Origin of the sequence: Serratia nevei, from assembly GCF_024160145.1 — a bacterium.
Classification (GTDB): Bacteria; Pseudomonadota; Gammaproteobacteria; order Enterobacterales; family Enterobacteriaceae; genus Serratia; species Serratia nevei_A.
This window is the reverse complement of record NZ_JAMYWQ010000013.1, coordinates 90,911-117,127: the sequence shown is the minus strand read 5'-3', so window position 1 is coordinate 117,127 and position 26,217 is coordinate 90,911. Positions and strand designations below refer to the sequence as shown.

Genomic DNA, 26,217 nt, shown 5'->3' with positions numbered 1-26,217 from the left:
TGGTGAAATTGATAATGCCAAGAGCCTGGGAAAGTTCCATTTTAAGGGTCCATGACGATGCCATGGACCCTTTGTACAGCAACCACAGGATCGGTCAATTGATCCTTAAACGATCGGCATTACGCATGCGCGGCCTTTTCGATTATTGGATGGAGCTCATATCACTGAGCGATCAGTGGTGCTCTACCGAATGGCTGTGTTCCAGGTCCTCGTTCTTCTTGCTGAAGCGGCGGCGAACCACCACGAAGAACACCGGCACGAAGAAGATAGCCAAGACGGTGGCGGTGATCATCCCGCCCATTACGCCGGTACCTACCGCGTTCTGTGCGCCGGAGCCTGCACCGCTGCTGATAACCAGCGGCAGAACCCCGAGGATGAAGGCCAGAGACGTCATCAGGATGGGACGCAGACGCATACGCACCGCTTCCAACGTCGCTTCGATCAGGCCTTTACCTTCTTTCTCCATCAGATCCTTGGCGAATTCCACGATCAGGATGGCGTTCTTCGACGACAGGCCGATGGTGGTCAGCAGCCCCACCTGGAAGTAAACGTCGTTGTTCATGCCGCGCATGGTCGCAGCCAGCAACGCACCGATAACCCCCAGCGGCAATACCAGCATGACCGAGAACGGAATGGACCAGCTCTCGTACAGCGCGGCCAGACACAGGAACACCACCAGAATCGAGATGGCATACAGTGCCGGCGCCTGGTTGCCCGACAGGCGTTCCTGATAGGACATACCGGTCCAGTCGTAACCGATGCCGCTTGGCAGTTTGGATGCCAGCTGTTCCATCAGGTTCATCGCTTCACCGGTACTCTTGCCCGGTGCAGCCTGGCCCAGAATTTCCATCGACGGCAAGCCGTTATAGCGTTCCAGACGCGGTGAGCCGTATTCCCATTTCGCCGAAGAGAAGGCGGAGAATGGCACCATCTGGCCGCTCGTGCCGCGCACGTACCACTTGTTGATGTCTTCCGGCAGCATACGGAACGGCGCGTCGGCCTGGACGTACACCTTCTTCACACGACCGCGGTCGATGAAGTCGTTGACGTACGAGCCACCCAGGGCGGTGCTCAGCGTGCTGTTGATGGTGGTGATGCTGACGCCGAGCGCCTTGGCTTTCTCCTGATCGACGATCAGTTTGAACTGCGGCGTATCTTCCAGGCCGTTCGGGCGCACACCCACCAGCACGTCCGGATGCTGAGCGACCATGCCCAGCAGTTGGTTACGCGCTTCGGTCAGTTTTTCGTGCCCCAGGCCGCCCTGGTCAATCAGCTCGAAGTCGAAGCCGGTTGCGGTACCGAGTTCGATAATCGCCGGCAGGTTGAACGGGAACACCAGGCCTTCTTTAATCTGCGAGAACGCGCCCATGGCACGGCCGGCGATCGCTTCGACCTTGTTCCCGGCCCCAGGACGCTCGCTCCAGTCTTTCAGGCTGACGAAGGCCAGGCCGTTGTTCTGGCCGTTACCGTTGAAGCCGAAGCCCGCGACGGTAAACACCGAAACCACGTTGTCCTTTTCCTTGTTCAGGAAGTAGTCGGAGACTTCTTCCAGCACTTTGTTGGTGCGGGACTCGGTGGCGCCGGCAGGCAGCTGCACCATGGTCAACAGGATGCCCTGATCTTCGTCCGGCAGGAACGAGGAAGGCAGGCGCAGGAACAGCAGGCCCATGCCAACCACGATCAGCAGGTAGATGATCAGATAGCGACCGGTGCTGCGCAGGATGTTGCCCACGCTGTCGGTATAGTGATGCGTGCTCTTCTCGAACATGCGGTTAAACCAGCCGAAGAAGCCTGTTTTAACCCCGTGATCGCCTTTCGGGATCGGTTTGAGCATGGTGGCGCACAGCGCCGGTGTCAGGATCAAGGCCACCAGCACCGACAGCGCCATCGCGGACACGATGGTGATCGAGAACTGGCGATAGATGGCACCGGTTGAACCGCCGAAGAACGCCATCGGCACGAATACCGCCGACAGCACCATGGCGATACCCACCAGCGCGCCCTGGATCTGGCCCATCGATTTACGGGTGGCTTCTTTCGGCGGCAGCCCCTCTTCGGACATCACGCGCTCGACGTTTTCCACCACCACGATGGCGTCATCCACCAGCAGGCCGATCGCCAACACCATGCCGAACATCGTCAGGGTGTTTATCGAGAAGCCGAACGCCGCGAGGATCGCAAAGGTCCCCAGCAGTACCACCGGCACCGCGATGGTCGGGATCAGCGTCGCGCGGAAGTTCTGCAGGAACAGATACATCACCAGGAATACCAGGATGATGGCTTCGATCAGCGTTTTCACCACTTCGTTGATGGAGATCTTAACGAACGGGGTGGTGTCGTACGGGTAAACCACTTTCATCCCTTGCGGGAAGAATGGCGCCATCTTGGCCAACGCGTCTTTCACGCCTTTGGCGGTGTTCAGGGCGTTGGCGCCGGTAGCCAGTTTGATCCCCAGGCCGGCGGCAGGCTTGCCGTTATAGCGAGCGGTCACGGCGTAGCTTTCCGCGCCGCGCTCAATGTGAGCGACGTCGCGCAGGCGCACCTGTGAACCGTCGGTATTCACCTTCAGCAGGATCTTGCCGAACTCTTCCGGCGAAGTCAGACGGGTCTGCGCGATGATCGAGGCGTTCAACTGCTGCCCCGGCACCGGCGGCAGGCCGCCCAGCTGGCCGGCGGCGATCTGGTTGTTCTGCTCGGTGATGGCGGAGGTCACGTCCGCGGTCGTCAGCTGGTAGTTGTTCAGCTTGTTCGGATCCAGCCAGACGCGCATCGCGTACTGGGCACCGAACAGCTGCACTTCACCCACGCCGGACGAACGGCTGATCGGGTCCTTGATGTTGGAAGCCACGTAGTCCGCGATGTCGTCCTGAGTCATGTTCGGATCGTCGGAAACGAAGCCGGCCACCATCAGGAAGCTGCTGCTGGATTTTTCTACTTTCAGGCCCTGCTGTTGCACTTCTTGGGGCAGCAGTGGGGTGGCCAACGACAGTTTGTTCTGAACCTGAACCTGCGCGATGTCAGGATCGGTGCCGGAATCAAACGTCAGGGTAATGGTGACGCTACCAGAGGAATCACTGGTGGAGGACATGTACATCAGGTTATCGATACCGTTCATGTTCTGTTCGATAATCTGCGTGACGGTATCCTGCACCGTTTTGGCATCTGCGCCCGGGTAGTTGGCGGAAATGCTCACCGCCGGCGGTGCAATAGTAGGATACTGCGCGATCGGCAGTTTCATTATTGCAAGCACCCCCGCCAACATGACGATGATGGCGATTACCCAGGCGAAAATTGGGCGATCTATAAAGAACTTAGCCATGTATTACAGGCTCCTTTTTATGACTTCTGCGCTTCAGACTGCGGCTGTTTTTGCGCCTGAGTGTCAACTTCCTGCACTTTTACCTGCGCGCCCGGATGAACCTTCATCAGGCCGGTGACGATCACGCGATCGCCGGCTTTCAGGCCGTCGGTAACCAGCCATTTGTCGCCAATCGCCTGGTCCGCCTTCAGCATGCGCAGCTCAACTTTATCGTCTGCTCCTACCACCAACGCCGTCGCTTCACCGCGCGGGTTGCGGGTGATGCCTTGCTGCGGCACCAGCAGCGCATCGCTGCGCACGCCTTCGTCCAGACGAGCGCGGACGAACATGCCCGGCAACAGCGTATCGTTCGGGTTAGGGAACAGGGCGCGAATGGTGATGGAGCCGGTGGTCTCGTCGACGGTGACGTCGGAGAATTCCAGCGTGCCTTCCTGCGCGTATTCGGCGCCGTTCTCCAGCATCAGCTTCACTTTGGCCTTGCCGTTTTCCTGTTTCAGCGCACCGCTGGCCAGTTCTTGCTTCAGGCGCAGGAAGTCGGTGCTCGACTGGGTGACGTCGACATACATCGGATCCAGCTGCTGTACGGTGGACAGCGCGGTCGCCTGGCCGTTACTGACCAGTGCGCCTTCGGTCACGGCGGATTTGCCGATGCGGCCGGAGATCGGCGAAGTCACCTTGGTGTACGCCAGGTTGATGCGCGCGGTTTCCACGGCGGCCTTGGCGGCCACGACGGCGGCATCCGCCTGCTGCTGCGTGGAGACGGCGTTGTCGTAATCCTGCTTACTGATATAGCTGGTACCCAGCAATGGCTTGTAGCGGTTTACCGTCACGCGTGCGATGGAGGCGCTGGCCTGTGCTTTGGCCAAATCGCCTTTCGCGCTGTCGTAACTGGCCTGATAGGTGGCGGGATCGATTTGGTACAGAGATGTCCCGGCCTTGATATCGCTGCCTTCAACGAAGTTGCGCTTCAGGATGATGCCGCTGACCTGAGGGCGAACTTCGGCGATACGATACGCAGCGGTGCGGCCAGGAAGATCGGTAGTGATGTTGAGCGGCTCGGCCTTCAAGGTCACTACGCCCACTTCGGGAGCCTGCTGGTGGGCGCCTTGCTGTTGGGTTTCTTTATCGTTACATCCTGTTAGCACTAAGCTGCCTGAAAGCATCAGAACGGCCGCCAGAGGCGTTAACCCTCTGTTTTTGTTCATAGAAAAACCTCAAGTGTCCGATTTCAAAATGATCAATGGATCACAAGCTTTAAAACCCATTGCTGCGTTAATTATATGTGCGTGCTATGGTACATACATTCGCGAATGTATGTAAATCACACTCCCCCTAAATAACAACGTCATGGCACGAAAAACCAAACAGCAGGCGCAAGAAACCCGACGTCAAATTCTTGACGCTGCGGTGAGAGAATTCTCTGAACGTGGCGTTGCCGCAACGTCACTGACAGATATTGCCACCGCTGCCGGGGTTACGCGTGGAGCAATTTACTGGCACTTCAAGAATAAGGTAGACCTGTTTAATGAAGTTTGGGAATCAACCGAGCCGAAAATAGACGAACTCTCGACAGAGTATCGGGCAAATTTTCCCGATAATCCACTGCGGGTTCTCAAGGAAATTCTGATTTACATTCTGACGTCTACGGTAGAAGACTGTCGTCGTCGAGCGTTACTGGAAATTATCTTTCACAAATGTGAATTTGTCGGTGAAATGGTGCCGTTGCTGGATTCACGCAAGGTGCTGTACCTCGCCGGCTACGAACGCATCGAAGCCATCCTGCTCGACTGCATGCATCATTGCCAACTCCCCGACGATCTGCACACCCGCCGCGCGGCGATCATTCTGCGCGGTTATATCACCGGCCTGATGGAAAATTGGCTGTTTATGCCGGAAAGTTTCGATCTGCGGGCCGAAGCCGAGGCGCTGGTGGACGCGTTTTTGGACATGCTGCAGTTTTGTCCCACCTTGCGCCTCAAATCCGATACGGTGCCCGGCACCGATCGCCTGCCTTTATAAGGAGAGATTTCATGTCATCCATCGTTCTCATCGCCAATGGTGCCGCCTATGGCCATGAATCGTTGTTCAATGCGCTGCGGTTGGCCATCGCGCTGAAAGAACAGCAGAGCAGTCTCGATCTGCGGCTGTTCCTGATGTCCGACGCGGTGGTGGCCGGCCTGGCCGGGCAGCAGCCGCATGAGGGATATCACCTGCAGCAGATGCTGGAGATCCTCACCGCGCAGCAGGTGCCGGTCAAGCTGTGCAAGACCTGCGCCGACGCGCGCGGCGTCAGCCGTTTGCCGTTGGCGGACGGCGTGGCGATCGGTACGCTGGTCGAGCTGGCGCAGTGGACGCTGGCGGCGGAAAAAGTGCTGACTTTCTGATTTCGCTACAACTGCACATCAGCGGCAATGTTTTTGTTGTTCGTTGCCCGCCGGCGATCGTGATAACCTTCAGGCTTCTTAACCGATCCGAAGCTAAATCATGCATTGCCGGTTTACTCTGCCTTCACTGACGCCGCGCACGTTTGTCGGCGCATGCCGGCGGCGCCTCGCCGCCGCGACACTCCTTTTCCTGATATGCACGTTCAGCTTGCCGGCGCTGGCGGCGTTGAGCGGCGATCTGCCGCAGCGCAGCGAAGTGCAAAGCCAGCTGGAAACGCTGAGCAAGCAAAAAGCCCTGACGCCGGCCGAGAAGCTGTCCCAACAGGATTTGACCCGCACGCTGGAGCTGCTGGACGCCATCGAGCGTAACCGGCAGGACGCCGCACAGCTTAAGCAGCAGGTGCAACAGGCGCCGGCGAAGCTTAACCAGGTCAGCGCCGAACTGGATGCGCTGAAGCAGCCGGTGGATAATGCGGCGGCGCGCGCCGCGCTGTTGCCGCTGTCTTTGCGCCAGTTGGAAAGCCGGCTGTATCAAACGCTCGACGAGCTGCAAAGCGCGCAGGAGAGCCTCTCTACCTACAACAGCCAACTGGTGTCGCTGCAAACCCAGCCCGAACGGGTGCAAAGCACCATGTACGCCGCCTCGCAGCGCCTGCAGGAGATCCGCAGCCAGCTCAGCGACCAGACGCCGGGGCAAGATTCGCTGCGCAACAGCCAGCAGGTGATGCTGACCACCGAGCAGGCGTTGCTCAACGCGCAGCTGGAGCTGCAGCGCAAGAGTCTGGAAGCCAATACCACCCTGCAGGATCTGCTGCAAAAACAGCGCGACTACACCACGGCGCACATCGATGCGCTGGATCGGTCGGTGCAGCTGCTGCAGGAGCTCGTCAACAGCAAGCGTTTGACGCTGTCTGAAAAGACCGCCAAAGAGGCGCAGAACCCGGAAGACGCCACCGATATCCAGCACGATCAGCTGGTCAGCAAGCAGCTGGACGTCAACCGCCAGCTGAGTCAGCAGCTGATCGCTGCCACCGAAGAGAGCAACACCCTGTTCCAGCAGAATATCCGGGTCAAAAACTGGCTCGATCGCGGTCTGCAGGCGGAGCGTAACCTGAAAGAGCAGATCCAGGTGTTGAAGGGCAGCCTGGTGCTGTCGCGCATTCTGTATCAGCAGCAGCAGAGCCTGCCGCAGGGGACGCTGCTGGCGGATATAGACACGCGCATCGCCGATCTGCGGCTGGAGCAGTTCGATATCAATCAGCAGCGCGACGATCTGTTCAAGGGGGAGGATTACATCAACCAGCTGGTGGCCGAAAGCAAGGAAAAGGCCGGCCCGGAAGTGATCGACGCGCTGAACGAGATTGTCGACATGCGCCGCGAGCTGTTGGATCAGTTGAACAAGCAGCTCAGCAACCAGCTGTCGCTGTCGATCAACCTGCAGATTAACCAGCAGCAGCTGACCAGCGTCTACGGCTCGTTGCAGGATACGCTGACCCAGCAGATTTTCTGGGTCAACAGCAACAAGCCGGTCGATCTGGCGTGGCTGAAGGCGATGCCCCAAGCAGTGCGCGATCAGCTCGCCGGGCTCGATATCAAATTCGACGGCGGCAAGCTATTGCAGGGTGGCTTGAATGCGCTGGTGTTCCTGATCCCGATGCTGCTGGCGATCGGGCTATTGCGCTGGCGCTACCGGCTGATCGACGGCCATCTGCAAAAGCTGGCCAATGACGTGGGGCAACTCAAACGCGACGGCCAGCTGCACACGCCGAAGGCCATTGCGCTGACCTTGCTGAAGGTGCTGCCCGGCGCTGCGCTGCTGCTCGGCGTCGGTTTTTGGATGTATCGCGCGGATTTCGGCATCAGCGACTTTATTTGGGCGCTGTCGCAGCAGCTGGCGCTGTCATGGCTGGTATTCGGTTTCAGCTACCGCATGTTGAAGCCGGGCGGCATCGCCGAGCGGCACTTCAACTTCGGCGCCAACCTGTGCGCGCATTACCGCCGCCAGACGCTGCGGCTGGGGCTGGCGCTGCAGCCGCTGATCTTCTGGTCGGTATTGGGCGAGAAAGCGCCGCTGCGTCTGGTGGAAGACGTCATCGGCCAGATCGTGGTGATGTTGACGCTGGCGCTGCTCTCGGTGCTGGTGTTCCCGTTGTGCCGCGACAGCTGGCGCGAAAAGGGCTCGCACGCGGTGCGGCTGGTGATCGTCACCGCCATCTCCGCCACGCCGCTGATCCTGCTGGGGCTGATGTTCGCCGGCTATTTCTATACCACGCTGCGGCTGGCCAGCCGCTGGATAGACAGCCTGTACCTGTTCTTCCTGTGGAATATCGTGTACCTGACCGCGCTGCGCGGCCTGAGCGTGGCGGCGCGGCGTCTGGCCTACCGGCGTGCGTTGGCGCGGCGGCAAAACGTGGCGAAAGAGGGGGCCGAAGGCGGTGAAGCCGTGGTGGAAGAGCCGCCGCTGGCGCTCGATCAGATCAACCAGCAGTCGCTGCGCCTGACCACTCTGGTGCTGTTCGCCATCTTCGCCAGCGCCTTCTACGCCATTTGGTCGGATCTGGTGACGGTGATCGCTTATCTGGACAGCATCACGCTGTGGCATTACACCAGCACCGTGGCGGGCAGCAGCGTGTCGCAGGCGGTGACGCTGGGCAACATGATGGTGGCGATCGCCGCGGTGATCGTCGCCTACGTGCTCACCCGCAACCTGCCCGGGCTGCTGGAGGTGGTGGTGCTGTCGCGGCTGCAGCTGCGGCAGGGGGCATCCTATGCCATCACCACCGTGCTCACTTACCTGATCACCGCCGTGGGCGCCGTGGTCGCATTGGGATCGCTGGGCGTCTCCTGGGACAAACTGCAATGGTTGGCCGCCGGTCTGACGGTCGGGCTGGGCTTTGGCCTGCAGGAAATCTTCGCCAACTTCGTTTCCGGCCTGATCATTCTGTTCGAACGCCCGATCCGCATCGGCGATACCATCACCATCGGCACCTTCTCCGGTTCGGTCAGCAAGATCCGCATTCGCGCCACCACCATTACCGACTTCGATCGCAAGGAGGTGATCATCCCGAACAAGGCGTTCGTCACCGAGCGGTTGATCAACTGGTCGCTGTCCGACACCGTCACTCGCGTGCTGATTAAGGTGGGCGTGGCCTACGGTTCGGATCTCGACAAGGTGAAAAAGGTGCTGCTGCAGGCGGCGCACGACAATCCACGGGTGATGACCGATCCCGAACCGCAGGTGTTCTTCCTCAACTTCGGTGCCAGTACGCTGGATCACGAGCTGCGGCTGTACGTGCGCGAACTGCGCGATCGCAGCTATACCGTGGACGAACTGAACCGCTCAATCGATCGCTTGTGCCGGGAAAACGACATCGACATCGCTTTCAACCAGCTGGAGGTGTATCTGCATAACCAGCAGGGCAATGAAGTGCAGGAAGTGAAAAGAACGCTGTCGCCGGATGACGGCGGCCAGACGGCGGGCTGATAAGCGTTGAAAAACGAAAGGGACAGCGTTGCTGTCCCGGGTTACTGCCCGGCAGGCAGATAGGGGGAGGTGACGCCGGCGCGCTGCAGCTTTTCCTGATAGTCCCGTTTGACGATATCCAGCGCCGCCAGCGCGGTGGCCGGATCGATCTCGTTGCACTCCAGCAGGTAAATCAAGTCTACCGCCAGCTGCAGTTCGGGTGAGGCGTTTTCCAGAGACATAGCACCTGCGCTTATAAATTAATGGGCTGAATGAATAACTCGTGTATCGGCAGAGTATAGTGAACCCGGCGCGCAACCGGGAATAATCATTAAAATATTGTGATAAATCTTCAAAAACCGTTTTCTTTGCGCTCGATATTGCGCTCGATACGCGCCAGCGCCTGGCGGCAGCGCATCAGGCGCCCCTCCAGCGCCGCCAGCTCGTGCTGCAGCTTTTGCTGCGCCGCCAGCGTGGTTTGGCGGCCGAGCAGGCTTTCCCGATCCTGAATCATGGCGATCAGTCGGCGTTCGTAGTCCTGATGCTCGGCCAGCTTGTGGTACAGATCGGGCTCGGGGGCTTCTTTCGGCTGATTCTTGCGCCGCAGTGCCTGGGTTGCCAGCTCGCGCTGCAGGGCGGCGATCTGAGCCACCAGCTTTTCGGCCAGAAAGGCCACCTGGCTGGTGCGGCTGTCGTTGGCGGCGCTTTGCAGCTGGGCGAAATTCTTCTCCACCTCGGCCAGGTAGTCGCGCAGCCGCGTGCCGCGGTTGGCGAACAGGGCGGCGTCGAAGCGCGCCTGCGGGATCGGAACATCGCCGCGCGGGGTCACTTCGGCCGCCAGCGCCGCGATCTGCTGTGCCAACACCTGTAATAGACGCTGAGTGCTCACATAAGCTCCCTCTTGATTTCAACAGGCGTAAGCTTGCCCGCGATCCTGCCGTGAAACAAGCGCCGCACGCATATTCCGCCGGCGTGGCGCCGATGCTACAGTAGGCGGCAACCGATTGAGGAGCGAAGAGTCGCATGACGCGTGGGTTATTGATCATTTTGGGCTGGCTGGCGGTGGTGCTGGCGACGTTGGGCGTGGTGCTGCCGCTGCTGCCGACCACGCCGTTCCTGCTGTTGGCCGCCTGGTGCTTCGCCCGCTCTTCGCCGCGTTTTCATCACTGGCTGCTGCACCGCTCCTGGTTTGGTTCCTACCTGCGCCACTGGCAGCAGCATCGCGCGCTGCCGCCGGGGGCGAAGTGGAAGGCGGTGCTGGTGATCGTGCTCACCTTCGCCTGTTCGCTGTGGCTGGTGAAAATCTGGTGGGTGCGTGGGCTGTTGCTACTGATGCTGGCCATTTTGCTGACCTTCATGCTGCGCCTGCCGGTTATTGACCTGCCGCAACAAAAACAGCGCTGATTGTACCTTAAACTCCCCAATAGCTTTCAAGCCGCAGCCAGGCGACAAACGCAGGCATCCCCGGGAGCTTACTTAGGTAAGTGACCGGGGGGAATGCGTGCAGTCAACAACGCTGCGGGTTGAAAGATGCAGGGGAGAGTTGCATTTGTCCGCCAGTTTGCATAGATTTGGGCGTTTTCGTGCGCGGATCGCCTGCCATTTCTTCTCCGGTGTGTTTCACCCGGGGGCGGTGGGTGAGCGGCGCGCCGGTTTTCAGGCAGTTTTATCAGGCAACAATTATGACCGCTACTGCGCAGCAGCTTCAGTTTATTAAAGACAGTATCAAAACCATCCCGGATTATCCGAAGCCGGGCATCCTGTTCCGCGACGTGACCAGCCTGCTGGAAAACCCGTTGGCCTATGCCGCCAGCATCGAGCTGCTGGTTGAGCGCTATCGCGAAGCGGGCGTGACCAAGGTGGTGGGTACCGAAGCGCGTGGTTTCCTGTTCGGCGCGCCCGTCGCGCTGGCGTTGGGCGTCGGTTTCGTGCCGGTGCGCAAACCGGGCAAACTGCCGCGCGCCACGCTCAGCGAAAGCTATGAGCTGGAGTACGGCACCGACAAGCTGGAGATCCACACCGACGCCATCACCGCGGGTGACAAAGTGCTGGTGGTGGACGATCTGCTGGCGACCGGCGGCACCATCGAAGCGACCACCAAACTGATCCGCCGCCTGGGCGGTGAAGTGACAGACGCCGCGTTCATCATCAACCTGCCGGATCTGGGCGGGGAAGCGCGTCTGAACAAGCTGGGCATCGACTGCTACTGCCTGGTGGACTTCGCCGGCCATTGAGGCGGCATCGCCCCTTGGGCACAACGGCCTCGCGGATCGCCGCGGGGCTGTGTTAGCATGACCCTCCAGATTCCTCGACTTCTCCGGTATTAATGAGCTATCAGGTTCTCGCCCGTAAGTGGCGCCCTCAAACGTTCGCAGACGTGGTCGGCCAGGAACATGTCCTGACCGCGCTGGCCAACGGCCTCTCGCTGGGGCGGATCCATCACGCCTATCTGTTCTCGGGCACCCGCGGCGTGGGGAAAACCACCATCGCGCGCCTGCTGGCCAAAGGCCTGAACTGTGAAACCGGCATCACCGCCACGCCGTGCGGCCAATGCGACAACTGCCGCGAGATCGAGCAGGGGCGCTTCGTCGATCTGATCGAGATCGACGCCGCTTCGCGAACCAAGGTGGAAGATACCCGCGATCTGCTGGACAACGTCCAGTACGCGCCGGCGCGCGGCCGCTTCAAGGTCTACCTGATCGACGAAGTGCACATGCTCTCGCGCCACAGCTTCAACGCGTTGCTGAAGACGCTGGAAGAGCCGCCGCCGCACGTCAAATTCCTGCTGGCCACTACCGATCCGCAAAAGCTGCCGGTGACCATTCTCTCGCGCTGTCTGCAGTTCCACCTCAAGGCGCTGGACGTCGATCAGATCCGCCAGCAGCTGGAAACGGTGCTGACGGCGGAGCAGATCACCAGCGACGCCCGTGCGCTGCAGCTGCTGGCGCGCGCCGCCGACGGCAGCATGCGCGATGCGCTGAGCCTGACCGATCAGGCGATCGCCATGGGGCAGGGGCAGGTGACCGCCGCCACCGTCAGCCAGATGCTCGGCACGCTGGATGACGAGCAGCCGCTGGCGATCCTCGAAGCGCTGGTCAGCGCCGACGGCGAAAAGGTGATGGCGCAGGTTGCACAGGCCGCTTCGCGCGGCGTGGACTGGGAAAACCTGTTGGTGGAGACGCTGGCGTTGCTGCACCGCATTGCGATGGTGCAGCTGCTGCCTTCGATGCTCGACAACCACTACGCCGCCGTGGAACAACGGCTGCGCGAGCTGGCGCGCACTTTGCCGCCGGCCGATGTGCAACTTTACTACCAGACGCTGCTGGTGGGCCGCAAAGAGCTGGCCTATGCGCCGGATCGCCGCATGGGGGTTGAGATGACCCTGCTGCGCGCGCTGGCGTTTCACCCGAAAGCGGTGATCCCGGAGCCGGTGGCGTTGGTGCAGACCGCGCCGGCGCCGATGGCACAGCCGCAGGCCGCCGCATCGCAACAGCCGCCGCAGTTTCAGGACGCGCCGCCGCCGCTAGGGCAGCCGGCCGCGTCAGCGCGACCATCATCGACCCCATTACCGGATGCCACCGCCCAGCTGTTGAAAGCGCGGTCCCAGCTGCAGCGGCAGCAGGGAGCATCCACACCAAAAAAGAATGAGCCGGCGGCGCCAGGAATAGCGCGGCCGGCAAACTCGGCGCTGGGGCGTTTGGCTTCCGTGACCGAGCGTAGCCAGCAGCGTCTGGCAGAGAAGAAGGTGCCGGAAAAACCGGCCAAGCCGGAAGCCTATCGCTGGCGCGCGCAGACCGAGCCGGAAGCGGCGCCGGAACCGCTGGCGACGCCGAAAGCGCTGCGCACGGCGTTGGAGCACGAGAAAACGCCGGAGCTGGCCGCCAAGCTGGTGGTGGAGTCGCTGGAGCGCGACGCCTGGGCGGCGGAAATCGACAGGCTGAAGATCCCGAAACTGGTACAGCAGTTGGCGTTGAACGCCTTCAAGCAGCAGCCGGAAGCGGGCAAGATTTGCCTCCATCTGCGGTCTTCGCAGCGTCATCTGAATTCGCCTTCGGCGCAGAAGACGTTGGCCGAAGCGCTCGGGGAGCTGTACGGCAGCCCGATCGAGCTGACCGTGATAGAGGACGATAATCCGGCGGAGCGCACCCCGCTGGAGTGGCGACAAGCCATCTATGAAGAAAAGCTGGCGCAGGCGCGCCAGTCCATCGTTGCGGATACCCATATTCAGACGCTGTGCCGGTTCTTCGACGCGGATCTGGATGAAGAGAGTATCCGCCCCCTTTAAACGCCGCGCGAGGTGCGCGGCCCTAGCGACGAGAGACGACTATGTTTGGTAAAGGCGGTCTGGGCAACCTGATGAAGCAAGCCCAGCAAATGCAAGAAAAAATGCAGCAGATGCAGGAAGAAGTCGCCAAATTGGAAGTGACCGGCGAATCTGGCGCGGGCCTGGTGAAAGTCACCATCAACGGCGCGCACAACTGCCGCCGCGTGGAGATCGATCCTAGCCTGATGGAAGACGACAAAGAGATGCTGGAAGATCTGATCGCCGCCGCGTTTAACGACGCCGCGCGCCGCATCGAAGAGACCCAAAAAGAGAAAATGGCTTCCGTCTCCAGCGGCATGCAGTTGCCGCCTGGCTTCAAGATGCCGTTCTGATGCAAACCAGCCCGCTCCTTGAATCCCTGATGGAGGCACTGCGCTGCCTGCCGGGCGTTGGCCCGAAGTCGGCGCAGCGCATGGCGTTTCAGCTGCTGCAGCGCGATCGCAGCGGCGGCATGCGCCTGGCGCAGGCGTTGACGCGCGCGATGTCGGAGATCGGCCACTGCGCCGATTGCCGCACCTTCACTGAGCAGGACGTTTGCACCATCTGCGCCAATCCGCGTCGTCAGCAAAATGGCCAGATTTGCGTGGTGGAAAGCCCGGCGGATATCCACGCCATCGAGCAGACCGGCCAGTTCGCCGGGCGCTACTTTGTGCTGATGGGCCATCTGTCGCCGCTGGACGGCATCGGGCCGGGCGATATCGGTCTGGATCGCCTGGAGCAACGGCTGGAAAAGGAAAGCATCACCGAAGTGATCCTCGCCACCAACCCGACGGTGGAAGGGGAAGCGACCGCCAACTATATCGCCGAGATGTGCGGCCAGTATGGCGTGCTCGCCAGCCGTATCGCCCACGGCGTGCCGGTGGGCGGCGAGCTGGAAATGGTCGACGGCACCACGCTGTCGCATTCGCTGGCCGGGCGTCACGCCATCAAGTTCTGATGTTTTCCCGGACGGGGCCATTCGGCCCCGTCTTTTTTTTTGCCAAAAATCTCCCGCCGTCCGCTTGAAAAACAAGACCCTGACCCTCATCTGATCCTTATTGTCCGATTTTGGTAGCCATTGTCTTTTGAGGTAATCAATGAGTATGAAAGGTCAAGAAACCCGCGGGTTCCAGTCTGAAGTAAAACAGCTGCTTCATTTGATGATCCATTCGCTGTACTCCAACAAAGAAATTTTCCTGCGCGAGCTGATTTCCAACGCCTCTGACGCCGCCGACAAGCTGCGCTTCCGCGCCCTGTCCGCGCCAGAGCTGTACGCCGGCGACGGCGAGCTGCGCGTACGCTTGTCTTTCGATAAAGAGCAGCGCACCCTGACCATTGCCGACAACGGCATCGGCATGCGCCGCGAAGAAGTGATCGAAAACCTTGGCACCATCGCCAAGTCCGGCACCAAAGCGTTCCTGGAGTCCATCGGCTCCGACCAGGCGAAAGACAGCCAGCTGATCGGTCAGTTCGGCGTCGGTTTCTACTCGGCGTTCATCGTGGCGGACAAAGTGACCGTGCGTACCCGCGCCGCCGGCGCCGCCGATGACGAAGGCGTGTTCTGGGAGTCCGCCGGCGAAGGCGACTACACCATCGCCGACATCACCAAAGAGACCCGCGGCACCGAAATCACCCTGCATCTGCGCGAAGGCGAAGATGAGTACCTCGACGCCTGGCGCCTGCGCTCGGTGATCGGCAAATATTCCGATCACATCGCCTTGCCGGTGGAGATCGAAAGCAAAAACGAAGAAGACGACACCGTCACCTGGGAGAAGATCAACAAGGCGCAGGCCCTGTGGACCCGCAGCAAGGCTGACGTGACCGACGAAGAGTACAAAGAGTTCTACAAGCACATCGCCCACGACTTCACCGATCCGCTGAGCTGGAGCCACAACCGGGTGGAAGGCAAGCAGGAGTACACCAGCCTGCTGTATATCCCGGCGCAGGCGCCATGGGACATGTGGAACCGCGATCACAAGCACGGCCTGAAGCTGTACGTGCAGCGCGTGTTCATCATGGACGATGCCGAGCAGTTCATGCCGAACTACCTGCGTTTCGTGCGCGGCCTGATCGATTCCAACGATCTGCCGCTGAACGTGTCGCGCGAGATCCTGCAAGACAGCCGCGTGACGCAAAACCTGCGCGGCGCGCTGACCAAGCGCGTGCTGCAGATGCTGGATAAGCTGGCCAAAGACGACGCCGAAGGCTACCAGAAATTCTGGCAGCAGTTCGGTCTGGTGCTGAAAGAGGGCCCGGCGGAAGACAACGGCAACCAGGAAGCGATCGCCAAACTGCTGCGCTTTGCCTCCACCCACGGCGACAGTTCGGCGCAGACCGTGTCGCTGGAAGAGTACGTCGGCCGCATGGCGGAAGGGCAGGAGAAGATTTACTACATCACCGCCGACAGCTACGCCGCCGCCAAGAGCAGCCCGCACCTGGAGCTGTTCCGCAAGAAAGGCATCGAAGTGCTGTTGCTGTCCGATCGCATCGACGAGTGGATGATGAGCTACCTGACCGAGTTCGACGGCAAGCCGTTCCAGTCGGTCAGCAAAGCGGATGAAGCGCTGGATAAACTGGCGGATGAAACCGAAGAGCAGAAGGCCGCCGAGAAACAGCTGGAACCGTTCATCGAACGCGTGAAAACCCTGCTGGGCGAGCGCGTGAAGGATGTGCGCCTGACGCACCGCCTGACCGATACGCCGGCGATCGTGGTAACCGACGCCGACGAAATGAGCACCCAGATGGCCAAGCTGTTCGCCGCCGCCGGCCAGCAGGCGCCGGAAGTGAAGTACATTTTCGAACTTAATCCGGAACATGCGCTGGTCAAACGCGCATCCGACGTGGGCGATAACGAACATTTCGCCGAGTGGATCGACCTGTTATTGGATCAGGCGCTGCTGGCTGAACGCGGCACGCTGGAGGATCCGAACCTGTTCATCCGTCGCATGAATAAGTTGCTGTCCGCCTGAAGTTGAATGTATGCGCCCTTAACGGCACCGTTAGGGGCGCATTGCCGGTTTTTCCCCGCTTTTTCTCGCCTTTTGTTCATCCGTTTTTTTGCACATTCCGCAATCGATTTCCTTCGCGCGCCTTGAGCCTGCCCCCCCTGAAATGGTATCGTTGAGCGTTTTCGCAATTTTATAAAAACTACATAGCAAGGGGATTTACGCAATGCGTATCATTCTGCTGGGCGCTCCGGGCGCTGGTAAAGGTACTCAGGCTCAATTCATCATGGAGAAATACGGCATTCCGCAAATCTCCACCGGTGATATGTTGCGCGCAGCCGTGAAGGCCGGCAGTGAACTGGGCAAGCAGGCGAAAGAGATCATGGACGCCGGCAAGCTGGTGACCGATGAGCTGGTGATCGCGCTGGTCAAAGAGCGCATCGCTCAGGAAGATTGCCGCAAGGGCTTCCTGCTGGACGGTTTCCCACGCACCATTCCGCAGGCTGACGCGATGAAAGAAGCCGGCATCAACGTGGACTTCGTGCTGGAGTTCGACGTGCCGGACGAGCTGATCGTTGACCGCATCGTTGGCCGCCGCGTGCACGCGCCGTCCGGCCGCGTATACCACGTGAAGTTCAATCCGCCGCAGGTGGAAGGTAAAGACGACGTGACCGGCGAAGAGCTGACCACGCGCAAGGACGATCAGGAAGAGACCGTGCGCAAGCGCCTGGTGGAATACCATCAGATGACCGCGCCGCTGATCTCTTACTACAGCAAAGAAGCGGCAGCGGGCAACACCCAATACCGCAAAATCGACGGCACCCGCAAGGTTGCCGAAGTGAGCGCAGAGCTGGCGACCATCCTCGGTTGATCGCAAGCGGATTGTGCATGACGCCGGGCCTGTGGCCCGGCGTTTTTTTTTGCCGTTTTCCCGCCAAATTGTGATCGCGGCGGCTTGTTGCGGCCGTGCCCATTAATCGTCCGTGCCAAATGGCGTATAACAAGCCTGCGTTTTCATCCTCAGCAGGGAGCCGGGCATGCTCAGACAAACCCATCTTCTGGCGGAAGCCACCGCGCGCCAGATCGTCCAGCGGGCGATGGGCATCATCAGCCATTCCGTCAACGTGATGGACAGCAACGGCGTGATCATCGCCTCCGGCAACCCGCAGCGCCTGTTCCAGCGCCATGAAGGCGCGGTGCTGGCGCTGGCGGAGAATCGGGTGGTGGAAATCGATCGCGCCACGGCCGAGCACCTGAAGGGCGTGCGGCCCGGCATCAATCTGCCGTTCAGCTTTCGCAACCAGCGGGTGGGGGTGATCGGCATCTCCGGCGAACCGGCCGAGGTGCGCGCCTACGCCGAGCTGGTGAAGATGGCGGCGGAGATGATGGTGGAGCAGGCGGCGCTGCTGGATCAGCACCAGTGGGAAAAACGCTACCGGGAAGAGCTGGCGAACCAGCTGCTGCAGCCGCAGCCGAACACCGCGTCGCTGGCGGCGATGGCGGCCTATCTGGGATTGGATCTGCGCCAGGCGCGCATCGTGTGGATCGTCGAGCTGCAAGAGGCGCAGCCGCACCTGCTGCGCGAGCTGCTGGCGGAGCTGGAGGCCACCCAGCGCGATGCGTTGATCGCCATTACCGGCTTCAATGAAATGACCCTGCTGCGCCCGGCCTGTATGGCGCAGGGCGAATGGAGCCTGAAGCTGGAACGCCAGCAGGCGCAGCGTTTGCAAAACCAACTCAAACACCGCTTTCGGGTGCGCTTGATCGTCGGCGGTTTTTATGACGATCCGCAAAGCGCCTACCGTTCCAGCCTGACGGCGCGCGCCACCCAGGCGATGGCGCAGCGCCTGAAACTGCGTCATGCCACGCTGTTCTACCACGACTACCCGCTGCCGTCGCTGCTGTGCGATCTGGGGGAGGACTGGCGCGCGCAGGAGCTGGGGCGCCCCTGGCGGACGCTGGGCGAACAGGACGAAAAGGGCGTGTTGCGCGGCACGCTGCGCCACTATTTTTCGCAGAATTGTGATCAGACGCAGACCGCCGCGCAGCTGCATATCCACGTCAATACCTTGCGCTATCGCCTGCAGCGCATCGAAGCGATAACCGGCATGAAAATCAATCAATTAACCGACGCTCTGCGGTTGTATATCGGCATGCTGATGCACGACTGAGTTGTGCCAACCCACAAATTCCACGCCGTTCCCCCGGCGATTTTTTGTGGTTTCCCCTCAGGCCAACGCCGGGCGCGCGGGATATGTTGGCCAGCACATCAACCACGGAGAAAACAACAATGACAACCGTATCCACTCTGGGGGCGCTGGTGGCGTTAGCCGTCGCCATCGTCCTGATTCTACGCAAGGTGCCACCGGCTTACGGCATGATCGCCGGCGCGCTGGCGGGTGGGCTGTGCGGCGGCGCCGACCTGGTGCAGACCGTAACGCTGATGATCGGCGGGGCGCAGGGCATCACCAACGCCGTGATGCGCATTCTGGCGGCGGGGGTGCTGGCCGGGGTGCTGATCGAATCCGGCGCGGCACACACCATCGCCGAAACCATCGTGCGCAAGGTGGGCGAAACCCGCGCGCTGCTGGCGCTGGCGGTGGCTACACTGATCCTGACGGCGGTGGGGGTATTTATCGACGTGGCGGTGATCACCGTCGCACCGATCGCGCTGTCGATCGCCCAGAAGGCCGGCATTTCGCGCGCGGCGATCCTGCTGGCGATGATCGGCGGCGGCAAGGCCGGCAACGTGATGTCGCCCAACCCGAACACCATCGCGGCGGCGGACAACTTCCACGTGCCGCTCACTTCGGTGATGATGGCCGGCATCGTGCCGGGACTGTGCGGCCTGGTGGTGGCCTATCTGCTGGCGCGTCGCCTGAGCGATAAAGGCAGCAAAGTGATGGCCGAAGAGCTGACGCAGCATGCCGAAGGGGAGCGGCCGGGCTTCGCTGCGGCGATCAGCGCGCCGCTGGTGGCGATCCTGCTGCTGTCGCTGCGGCCGATCGCCGGTATCGCCGTCGATCCGCTGATCGCGCTGCCGGCCGGTGGCTTGGCGGGCGCGCTGCTGATGGGGCGCATCCGCCAGTGCAATCAGTTTATGGTCTCCGGGCTGTCGCGCATGGCGCCGGTGGCGATCATGCTGCTCGGCACCGGCACGCTGGCGGGCATTATCGCCAACTCGGCGCTGAAGGATGTCTTGATTAACGGCTTAACGCACACCGGGCTGCCGGCCTGGCTGCTGGCGCCGCTGTCCGGCGCACTGATGTCGATGGCGACCGCATCGACCACCGCCGGCACCGCCGTGGCGTCCGGGGTGTTCAGTTCCACGCTGCTCGAGCTGGGCGTGAGCGGGCTGGCCGGCGCGGCGATGATCCATGCGGGCGCCACGGTGCTGGATCACCTGCCGCACGGCAGCTTCTTCCACGCCACCGGCGGCAGCGTCACTATGGCGGTGCACGAGCGGCTGAAGCTGTTGCCGTATGAAACGCTGGTGGGATTCACCATCGCGGCAATCTCGGCGCTGATGTTTGGCGTATTTAACCTGGCGGGATAAGGAACAGTGATGAAAACGCTGAAAAAAGTGGTTATTGCCCCGGATTCTTTCAAAGAGAGCCTGAGCGCGCTCGGCGTTGCCGACGCCATCGAGCGGGGATTCCGCCAAATTTATCCGCAGGCGCACTACGTGAAGCTGCCGATGGCGGACGGCGGCGAAGGCACGGTGGAGTCGATGGTAGCGGCCACCGGCGGCGAAATCGTCCAGGTGACGGTCACCGGGCCGTTGGGGGAGCCGGTGCAGGGGTTCTATGGCCTGCTGGGCGACGGCGAAACCGCGGTGATTGAAATGGCCGCCGCCTCAGGGCTGCATCTGGCGCCGCCCGGCCGGCGCGATCCGCGTATCACCACCAGTTATGGCACCGGTGAACTGATGCTGGCGGCGCTGGAGCGTGGCGTGAAGGCGATCATTCTCGGCATCGGCGGTAGCGCCACCAACGACGGCGGCGCCGGGATGATGCAGGCGCTGGGCGTGAAGCTGCTGGATAAGGATCGCCGGCCGCTGCCGGTGGGCGGGGCGGCCCTGGCGCAGCTGGCGCAGCTCGATCTCACCGGGCTGGATGCGCGTTGGCAACGGGTGAGTGTAACCGCCGCCTGCGACGTCGATAACCCGCTGTGCGGCGAAAAGGGCGCCTCGGCGGTGTTCGGGCCGCAGAAGGGGGCGACGCCGGAGATGGTGGCGCAGCTCGATGCGGCGCTGCATCACTATGGTGAGCTGCTGGAACGGGAAACCGGCCGCGCGGTGCTCACCCAGCCGGGGGCGGGTGCGGCGGGCGGCATGGGGGCGGCGCTGCTCGGCATGCTCAGCGCGCGCTTGCGGCCGGGCATCGAGATCGTTACCGAAACCTTGCGCCTGGAGGAGGCGGTGCGCGATGCCGATCTGGTGATCACCGGCGAAGGGCGGCTGGACAGCCAGTCGATCCACGGCAAAACGCCGATCGGCGTGGCGCGGGTGGCCAAGCGCCACGGCGTGCCGGTGATTGCCATCGCCGGCAGCCTGACGCCGGATTACCAGGTGGTGCATCAACACGGCATCGACGCGGCGTTTTCGGTGCTCGACCGCATCGTGACGCTGGAAGAAGCGCTGGCGGACGCCGATCGCAATCTGCAGGTGACGGCGCGCAACGTGGCGGCGGTGTGGCAACTGGCGCAAAGGGAAGGCCCACAGGCATAGCCTGTTGCTGTTATCGGTTTCGACGCAGGACTTTTCCGTTACAATAGCCGGCATTAATGGCTGCTGACATCCCGACCCAGAACGGAATGCCGGCCGGAAAGGAAATGAGGGGAACTGAGATGAAGCAAGAGAAACACGGCGTATTGCTGGTGAACCTGGGCACACCAGATGCGCCGACCTCGTCGGCGGTTAAACGCTATCTGAAGGAATTCCTCAGTGACGATCGCGTGGTCGACACGGCGCCGCTGATCTGGTGGCCAATCCTCAACGGCGCGATCCTGCCTATTCGTTCGCCGCGCGTGGCGAAGCTGTATCAGTCGGTGTGGATGGAAGAGGGCTCGCCGCTGCTGGTGTACAGCCGCCGCCAACAGCGGGCGCTGGCGGCGCGCATGCCGAATACGCCGGTGGAGCTGGGCATGAGCTACGGGTCGCCGAGCCTGGCGGAAGCCATCGACAAGCTGCTGGCGCAGGGCGTGACCAACCTGGTGGTGTTGCCGCTCTATCCGCAATATTCCTGTTCCACCAGCGCGGCGGTGTGGGACGGCGTGGCGCGGGTGCTGAAAGGCTATCGCCGTTTGCCGTCGGTGGCCTTCATCCGCGATTACGCCGAACACCCGGCCTACATCGCCGCGCTGCAGCAAAGCGTGGCGCGCTCGTTCGCCGAGCACGGCCAGCCGGATCGGCTGGTGCTGTCGTTCCACGGCATTCCCAAACGCTATGCGCGCCTGGGCGACGACTACCCGCAGCGCTGCGAGGACACCCTGCGGGCGCTGAGCGCCACGCTGCCGCTGGCGCCGGAAAGAGTGATGATGACGTACCAATCGCGCTTCGGCCGCGAGCCGTGGCTGACGCCGTACACCGATGAGACACTGAAGGGGCTGCCGGCGCAGGGCGTGAAGCACATTCAGCTGATTTGCCCCGGTTTCTCGGCGGACTGCCTGGAAACGCTGGAAGAGATCAAAGAACAGAACCGCGAGATCTTCCTCAAGGCCGGCGGCGAGAAGTTTGAATATATCTCGGCGTTGAACGACGAGCCGGCGCATATCGATATGATGCAGCAGCTGGTGGCGCAGCGCCTGTAATCATCCATAATCTGTATATTAGATGCATCGTGATCGGGCGGGGATGTGTTAACATTCTCCGCTTGTTAAACCGTCACCACCGCCAATCACATGAAATTTCCTGGTAAACGCAAGTCCAAACACTATTTCCCGGTGAGCGCCCGCGATCCGCTTCTGCAGCAGGCCCAGCCCGAAAGTGAAATCAGCACCTCGTATATCGTCGGCATCGATCAGACGCTGGTGGATATCGAGGCGAAGGTGGACGACGCTTTTGTCCAGCGCTACGGCCTGAGCCTGGGCCACTCTCTGGTGATCGAAGACGACGTCGCCGAGGCGCTGTATCAGGAACTGAATGAAAACAACCTGGTTACCCATCAGTTTGCCGGCGGCACCATCGGTAATACCATGCACAACTATTCGGTGCTGGCGGACGATCGTTCGGTGCTGCTCGGCGTGATGTGCAGCAACGTGAAAATCGGCAGCTATGCCTACCGTTACCTGTGCAATACCTCCAGCCGTACCGATCTTAACTATCTGCAGGGCGTTGATGGCGCCATCGGCCGCTGCTTCACGCTGATTGGCGAAAGCGGCGAGCGCACCTTCGCCATCAACCCGGGCCAAATGAACCAGCTGCGCCCGGAAAGCATTCCTGAAGAGGTGATCGCCGGCGCGTCGGCGCTGGTACTGAGCTCTTATCTGGTGCGCTGCAAGGAAGGGGAGCCGATGAAGGCCGCCACCCTGCAGGCGATCGAATACGCCAAAAAGCACGATGTGCCGGTGGTGTTGACGCTGGGCACCAAGTACGTGATCGCCGACAACCCGCAGTGGTGGCGCGACTTCCTGAAGGAAAACGTGACGATTCTGGCGATGAACGAAGATGAAGCGCTGGAGCTGACCGGGCTGAGCGATCCGTTGACCGCCTCGGACATGGCGCTGGACTGGGTGGATCTGGTGCTGTGCACCGCCGGGCCTAGCGGCCTGTATATGGCGGGCTACACCGAAGAAGCCAACAAGCGCCAGACCCAGCACCCGCTGCTGCCGGGGCATATCGCCGAGTTCAACCGCTACGAGTTCAGCCGCGCCATGCGCCGCGAGCACTGTGAAAATCCGCTGCGCGTTTATTCGCACATCGCGCCTTATATGGGCGGCCCGGAGAGGATCATGAACACCAACGGCGCCGGCGACGGCGCGTTGTCGGCACTGCTGCACGATATCGCCGCCAACGGCTACCACCGCCACAATGTGCCGAATTCCAGCAAGCACGTGCGCAGCTACCTGACTTACTCCTCCCTGGCGCAGGTGTGTAAATACGCCAACCGCGTCAGCTACCAGGTGTTGAACCAGCATTCGCCGCGCCTCACCCGCGGCCTGCCGGAGCGGGAAGACAGCCTGGAAGAGTCTTACTGGGAGCGTTAACCCACTGAAAAGAAAAGGTCCGGCAATGCCGTAATGCCGTTCACTTAAGCCTGAGTGGCATTTTTTTATCCAGCCTCTAGGCGTTCTGTGCAGGGGAATTGCCGTAAATGTCCGCATTTCTCTGTGGCCAATATGAACGGCAATTGGAGGGGCCGATGGCGCGGCCCCTCCACCCGCGCCTTCGCTTAACACCCTCTGTCCGCTACGCGGATACCCTCGCCGCGTCTGCGTTGTCGGGCGGGTCGGCTGCGACAAACGTCCCTGTTAGTCTCGCCTCAACCGGCCTTCCCTGGCCGGTTGACCCTGACAACGCCGTCTTGCTCGGCAGCCGGTGATGCGCGCCCAAGGTCAACACCTGAGCTGGCTGCTACCGGGAAATCTGTCGCTTATGAGGTTCTGGTAGAGAAGTTGGAGATGAGCGCGGTGTTGGGCGCCCTTGAAGACGCCGAACGCAGGCATAGCGCATTAGGCGAAACCGCCATGGACGGCGGTTTCAGGTGAGACAGGCAGGGACGCCTGTCGCAACCGGCCTCAATGCGGTATGGCGGAGAGAGGGGAGTTGGCAAAGCCAACCGTCTGATAGGGCAAAGGCGCGGGTTGCCAGGGGCCGCGCCTTCGGCCCCTGGCTCGGTCGAGGTACGTGAGCCACATGGGGCATCTCACTTTTATCGACCGAAAATGTCACGAACGCCTGCAGAAAAACGCTAACTGATCAGCATTACGGCAATGCCGGACCTTTTTTGTGCGCGCGGGGGGCCTCAGATCGGGCAGCCGCCCATTTTTTCTTCTTCGCTCAGGGTGTCCAGCTGCAGGATGTTCAGCATGCTGTTGGCGATCTCCCGTTCGCCCATCACCACCTGGTTGGCGCCGCGATCGGTGATGTAGGCCACTTCGTCGTCGTAGTGGGCGCGGGCGATGATCTCGATGTTCGGCCGCTTGGCGCGAGCCGAAGCGACGATTTCGCCGGCCTCATAGCCGTTGGGAATGGTCAGCAGCAGCCAGCGCGCGCAGTCGAGCCGCGCCAGATCCATCACTTCCGCATTGGCGGCGTTGCCCAGCACCGTCTTGATACCCTGCTCGCGCAGCGCTTCCACCCGCGGGCGGGAGTTCTCGATCACTACCAGCGGGATGCCCGCTTCGGCCAGTTTGCCGCCCAGCAGGCTGCCGACGCGGCCGTAGCCGACCACCAGCGCGTGGTTGCACATTTCCACCGGGATTTGCTTCTCTTCTTCCACCGCCTCTTCGAGGATTTGCTCTTCGATGGTTTCGTTTTTGGCCAGATAGCGCTCAAGCAGGGTGAACAACAGCGGGTTGAGCATGATGGACAGAATGGCGCCGGCCAGCACCAGATTGCGGCCATGCTCCGACATCATGCCCAGCGTGATGCCGAGGCCCGCCAGAATAAAGGCGAACTCGCCGATCTGTGCCAGGCTGGCGGAGATGGTCAGCGCGGTGCGCTTGGAGTGGCCGAACATTTTCACCAGCAGGAACGCGGCGGCGGATTTGCCGAACACGATGATCGCCAGCGTCGCCAGCACCGCCAGCGGTTCGTTAATCACGATCATCGGATCGAACAGCATGCCGACCGAAACGAAGAACAGCACCGCAAACGCGTCGCGCAGCGGCAGGGTATCGTGCGCCGCGCGGTGGCTCAGTTCGGACTCGTTCAGCACCATGCCGGCGAAGAAGGCGCCCAGCGCGAAGGAGACGTCGAACAGCTTCACCGCGCCGTAGGCGATGCCGAGCGCCAGCGCCAACACCGCCAGGGTGAACAGCTCACGCGAGCCGGTGCTGGCGGTTTTCGACAGGATCCACGGCACCAGGCGGCGGCCGACTACGATCATCAGCGCGATGAAGGCGATGACCTTACCGATGGTCAGCGCCAGCTCCATCAGCAGCTGGCCGCTGCTGGCGTTGTTGTTGCCCAGCATGTTGCCGAAGGCCGGCAGCAATACCAGCGTCAGCACCATCGCCAAATCTTCGACAATCAGCCAGCCGATGGCGATTTGCCCGCGCTGGCTGTCGATCAGCTGCCGTTCCTCCAGGGCGCGCAACAGCACCACGGTGCTGGCGGTGGAGAGGCAGAGGCCGAACACCAGGCCGGAGATCAGATCCCAGCCGAGCAGCTTGGACAGCCCCATGCCGAGCAGGGTCGCGACGGCTATCTGCGCCACGGCGCCGGGAATGGCGATAGATTTTACTGCGAGGAGGTCTTTCAGAGAGAAGTGCAGGCCAACACCGAACATCAACAGGATAACGCCGATTTCCGCCAGTTCCGGCGCCAGTGAGGTATCGGCGACGAAACCGGGGGTGAACGGGCCGGCGAGCACCCCTGCGGCCAGATACCCCACCAGAGGGGAGATGCGCAGGCGGTTCGCCAGCATACCGAGGAGGAAGGCGAGTACTAACCCTCCGACGATGGTGGTGATGAGCGGTGTTGAATTATGCATCCATACTCCTTCTGGCTATGCATCGCGGCACGGGAGAAACGCAACAAAGTTACGAAAAGATACATTTAGTTTATTGCATTTGTTCGCGGCTTGCTTGGCTAATTTGGCCTTTTTTGTAAAAAAGCAGAGGATTTCACTTAAGGCGCG

Annotated in this window: 20 protein-coding genes and 1 other annotated feature; of the genes, 15 read left to right on the top strand and 5 right to left on the bottom strand. The window is 61.3% G+C overall.

Annotated elements, in window-relative coordinates:
• Positions 1–172: 172 nt before the first annotated feature.
• Positions 173–3,319, bottom strand: coding sequence for a multidrug efflux RND transporter permease subunit SdeY (gene sdeY, locus M6G53_RS11695; RefSeq protein ID WP_253331540.1), 3,147 nt, complete (start codon positions 3,317–3,319; stop codon positions 173–175).
• A gap of 17 nt (positions 3,320–3,336) precedes the next feature.
• Positions 3,337–4,524 carry a multidrug efflux RND transporter periplasmic adaptor subunit SdeX gene (sdeX, locus tag M6G53_RS11690; RefSeq protein WP_253331538.1) on the bottom strand — a complete coding sequence of 396 codons (1,188 nt, stop codon included), beginning with the start codon at positions 4,522–4,524 and terminating at the stop codon, positions 3,337–3,339.
• A gap of 142 nt (positions 4,525–4,666) precedes the next feature.
• Here sdeX and acrR point away from each other — a divergent pair, with 142 nt between their 5' ends.
• From acrR to mscK, 3 genes are all read left to right on the top strand, one after another.
• On the top strand, positions 4,667–5,338 hold the full coding sequence (acrR, locus tag M6G53_RS11685) for a multidrug efflux transporter transcriptional repressor AcrR (protein WP_253331536.1): 672 nt from the start codon (positions 4,667–4,669) through the stop codon (positions 5,336–5,338).
• 11 nt (positions 5,339–5,349) lie between these two features.
• Entirely contained in the window at positions 5,350–5,703 is a 354-nt protein-coding gene (locus tag M6G53_RS11680) for a DsrE/DsrF/TusD sulfur relay family protein (RefSeq protein WP_197766806.1), read from the top strand.
• A gap of 100 nt (positions 5,704–5,803) precedes the next feature.
• The gene (gene mscK / locus M6G53_RS11675) at positions 5,804–9,187 is read left to right on the top strand and encodes a mechanosensitive channel MscK (RefSeq protein ID WP_253331534.1); all 3,384 of its coding nucleotides are present in this window, start codon (positions 5,804–5,806) and stop codon (positions 9,185–9,187) included.
• Between the two features lie 41 nt (positions 9,188–9,228).
• On the opposite strand, the gene rsmS is transcribed toward mscK, so the two are convergent.
• Positions 9,229–9,408, bottom strand: coding sequence for a pleiotropic regulatory protein RsmS (gene rsmS / locus M6G53_RS11670; protein WP_016928837.1), 180 nt, complete (start codon positions 9,406–9,408; stop codon positions 9,229–9,231).
• Between the two features lie 110 nt (positions 9,409–9,518).
• Positions 9,519–10,055: a primosomal replication protein PriC gene (gene priC, locus M6G53_RS11665; RefSeq protein ID WP_253331532.1), complete on the bottom strand. Its 537-nt coding sequence runs from the start codon at positions 10,053–10,055 to the stop codon at positions 9,519–9,521.
• A gap of 134 nt (positions 10,056–10,189) precedes the next feature.
• Between priC and M6G53_RS11660 the strand changes: the two genes are divergently transcribed.
• From M6G53_RS11660 to M6G53_RS11605, 12 genes are all read left to right on the top strand, one after another.
• Positions 10,190–10,570 carry a DUF454 family protein gene (locus M6G53_RS11660; RefSeq protein ID WP_253331530.1) on the top strand — a complete coding sequence of 127 codons (381 nt, stop codon included), beginning with the start codon at positions 10,190–10,192 and terminating at the stop codon, positions 10,568–10,570.
• A 278-nt stretch (positions 10,571–10,848) separates the two neighbouring features.
• Complete coding sequence (gene apt / locus M6G53_RS11655; protein WP_253331528.1) at positions 10,849–11,400, top strand: adenine phosphoribosyltransferase; 552 nt, start codon at positions 10,849–10,851, stop codon at positions 11,398–11,400.
• 92 nt (positions 11,401–11,492) lie between these two features.
• On the top strand, positions 11,493–13,451 hold the full coding sequence (dnaX, locus tag M6G53_RS11650) for a DNA polymerase III subunit gamma/tau (protein ID WP_253331526.1): 1,959 nt from the start codon (positions 11,493–11,495) through the stop codon (positions 13,449–13,451).
• Positions 12,784–12,848, top strand: a sequence feature (DnaX frameshifting element). (Overlaps the previous gene by 65 nt.)
• Before the next feature lie 41 nt (positions 13,452–13,492).
• Positions 13,493–13,822 carry a YbaB/EbfC family nucleoid-associated protein gene (locus M6G53_RS11645; RefSeq protein ID WP_004940264.1) on the top strand — a complete coding sequence of 110 codons (330 nt, stop codon included), beginning with the start codon at positions 13,493–13,495 and terminating at the stop codon, positions 13,820–13,822.
• A complete protein-coding gene (gene recR, locus M6G53_RS11640; protein WP_004940263.1) occupies positions 13,822–14,427 on the top strand; it encodes a recombination mediator RecR in 606 nt (201 codons plus the stop codon). The genes M6G53_RS11645 and recR overlap by 1 nt, the downstream gene beginning before the upstream one ends.
• A 145-nt stretch (positions 14,428–14,572) precedes the next feature.
• Positions 14,573–16,438 carry a molecular chaperone HtpG gene (htpG, locus tag M6G53_RS11635; protein WP_165384402.1) on the top strand — a complete coding sequence of 622 codons (1,866 nt, stop codon included), beginning with the start codon at positions 14,573–14,575 and terminating at the stop codon, positions 16,436–16,438.
• Positions 16,439–16,640: 202 nt separating this feature from the next.
• Positions 16,641–17,285: an adenylate kinase gene (gene adk, locus M6G53_RS11630; protein WP_004940261.1), complete on the top strand. Its 645-nt coding sequence runs from the start codon at positions 16,641–16,643 to the stop codon at positions 17,283–17,285.
• A 166-nt stretch (positions 17,286–17,451) separates the two neighbouring features.
• Positions 17,452–18,585, top strand: coding sequence for a sugar diacid recognition domain-containing protein (locus M6G53_RS11625; RefSeq protein WP_253331524.1), 1,134 nt, complete (start codon positions 17,452–17,454; stop codon positions 18,583–18,585).
• 119 nt (positions 18,586–18,704) lie between these two features.
• Positions 18,705–19,970 (top strand): GntP family permease, encoded by a 1,266-nt coding sequence (locus M6G53_RS11620; RefSeq protein ID WP_253331522.1) that lies wholly within the window; start codon positions 18,705–18,707, stop codon positions 19,968–19,970.
• Positions 19,971–19,979: 9 nt separating this feature from the next.
• Complete coding sequence (locus M6G53_RS11615; RefSeq protein ID WP_253331520.1) at positions 19,980–21,143, top strand: glycerate kinase; 1,164 nt, start codon at positions 19,980–19,982, stop codon at positions 21,141–21,143.
• Between the two features lie 119 nt (positions 21,144–21,262).
• Positions 21,263–22,225: a ferrochelatase gene (gene hemH / locus M6G53_RS11610; RefSeq protein ID WP_047025744.1), complete on the top strand. Its 963-nt coding sequence runs from the start codon at positions 21,263–21,265 to the stop codon at positions 22,223–22,225.
• Positions 22,226–22,315: 90 nt separating this feature from the next.
• Positions 22,316–23,620 (top strand): inosine/guanosine kinase, encoded by a 1,305-nt coding sequence (locus M6G53_RS11605; RefSeq protein WP_253331512.1) that lies wholly within the window; start codon positions 22,316–22,318, stop codon positions 23,618–23,620.
• Between the two features lie 758 nt (positions 23,621–24,378).
• On the opposite strand, the gene ybaL is transcribed toward M6G53_RS11605, so the two are convergent.
• The gene (gene ybaL / locus M6G53_RS11600; protein WP_253331510.1) at positions 24,379–26,070 is read right to left on the bottom strand and encodes a YbaL family putative K(+) efflux transporter; all 1,692 of its coding nucleotides are present in this window, start codon (positions 26,068–26,070) and stop codon (positions 24,379–24,381) included.
• Between the last annotated feature and the right edge of the window lie 147 nt (positions 26,071–26,217).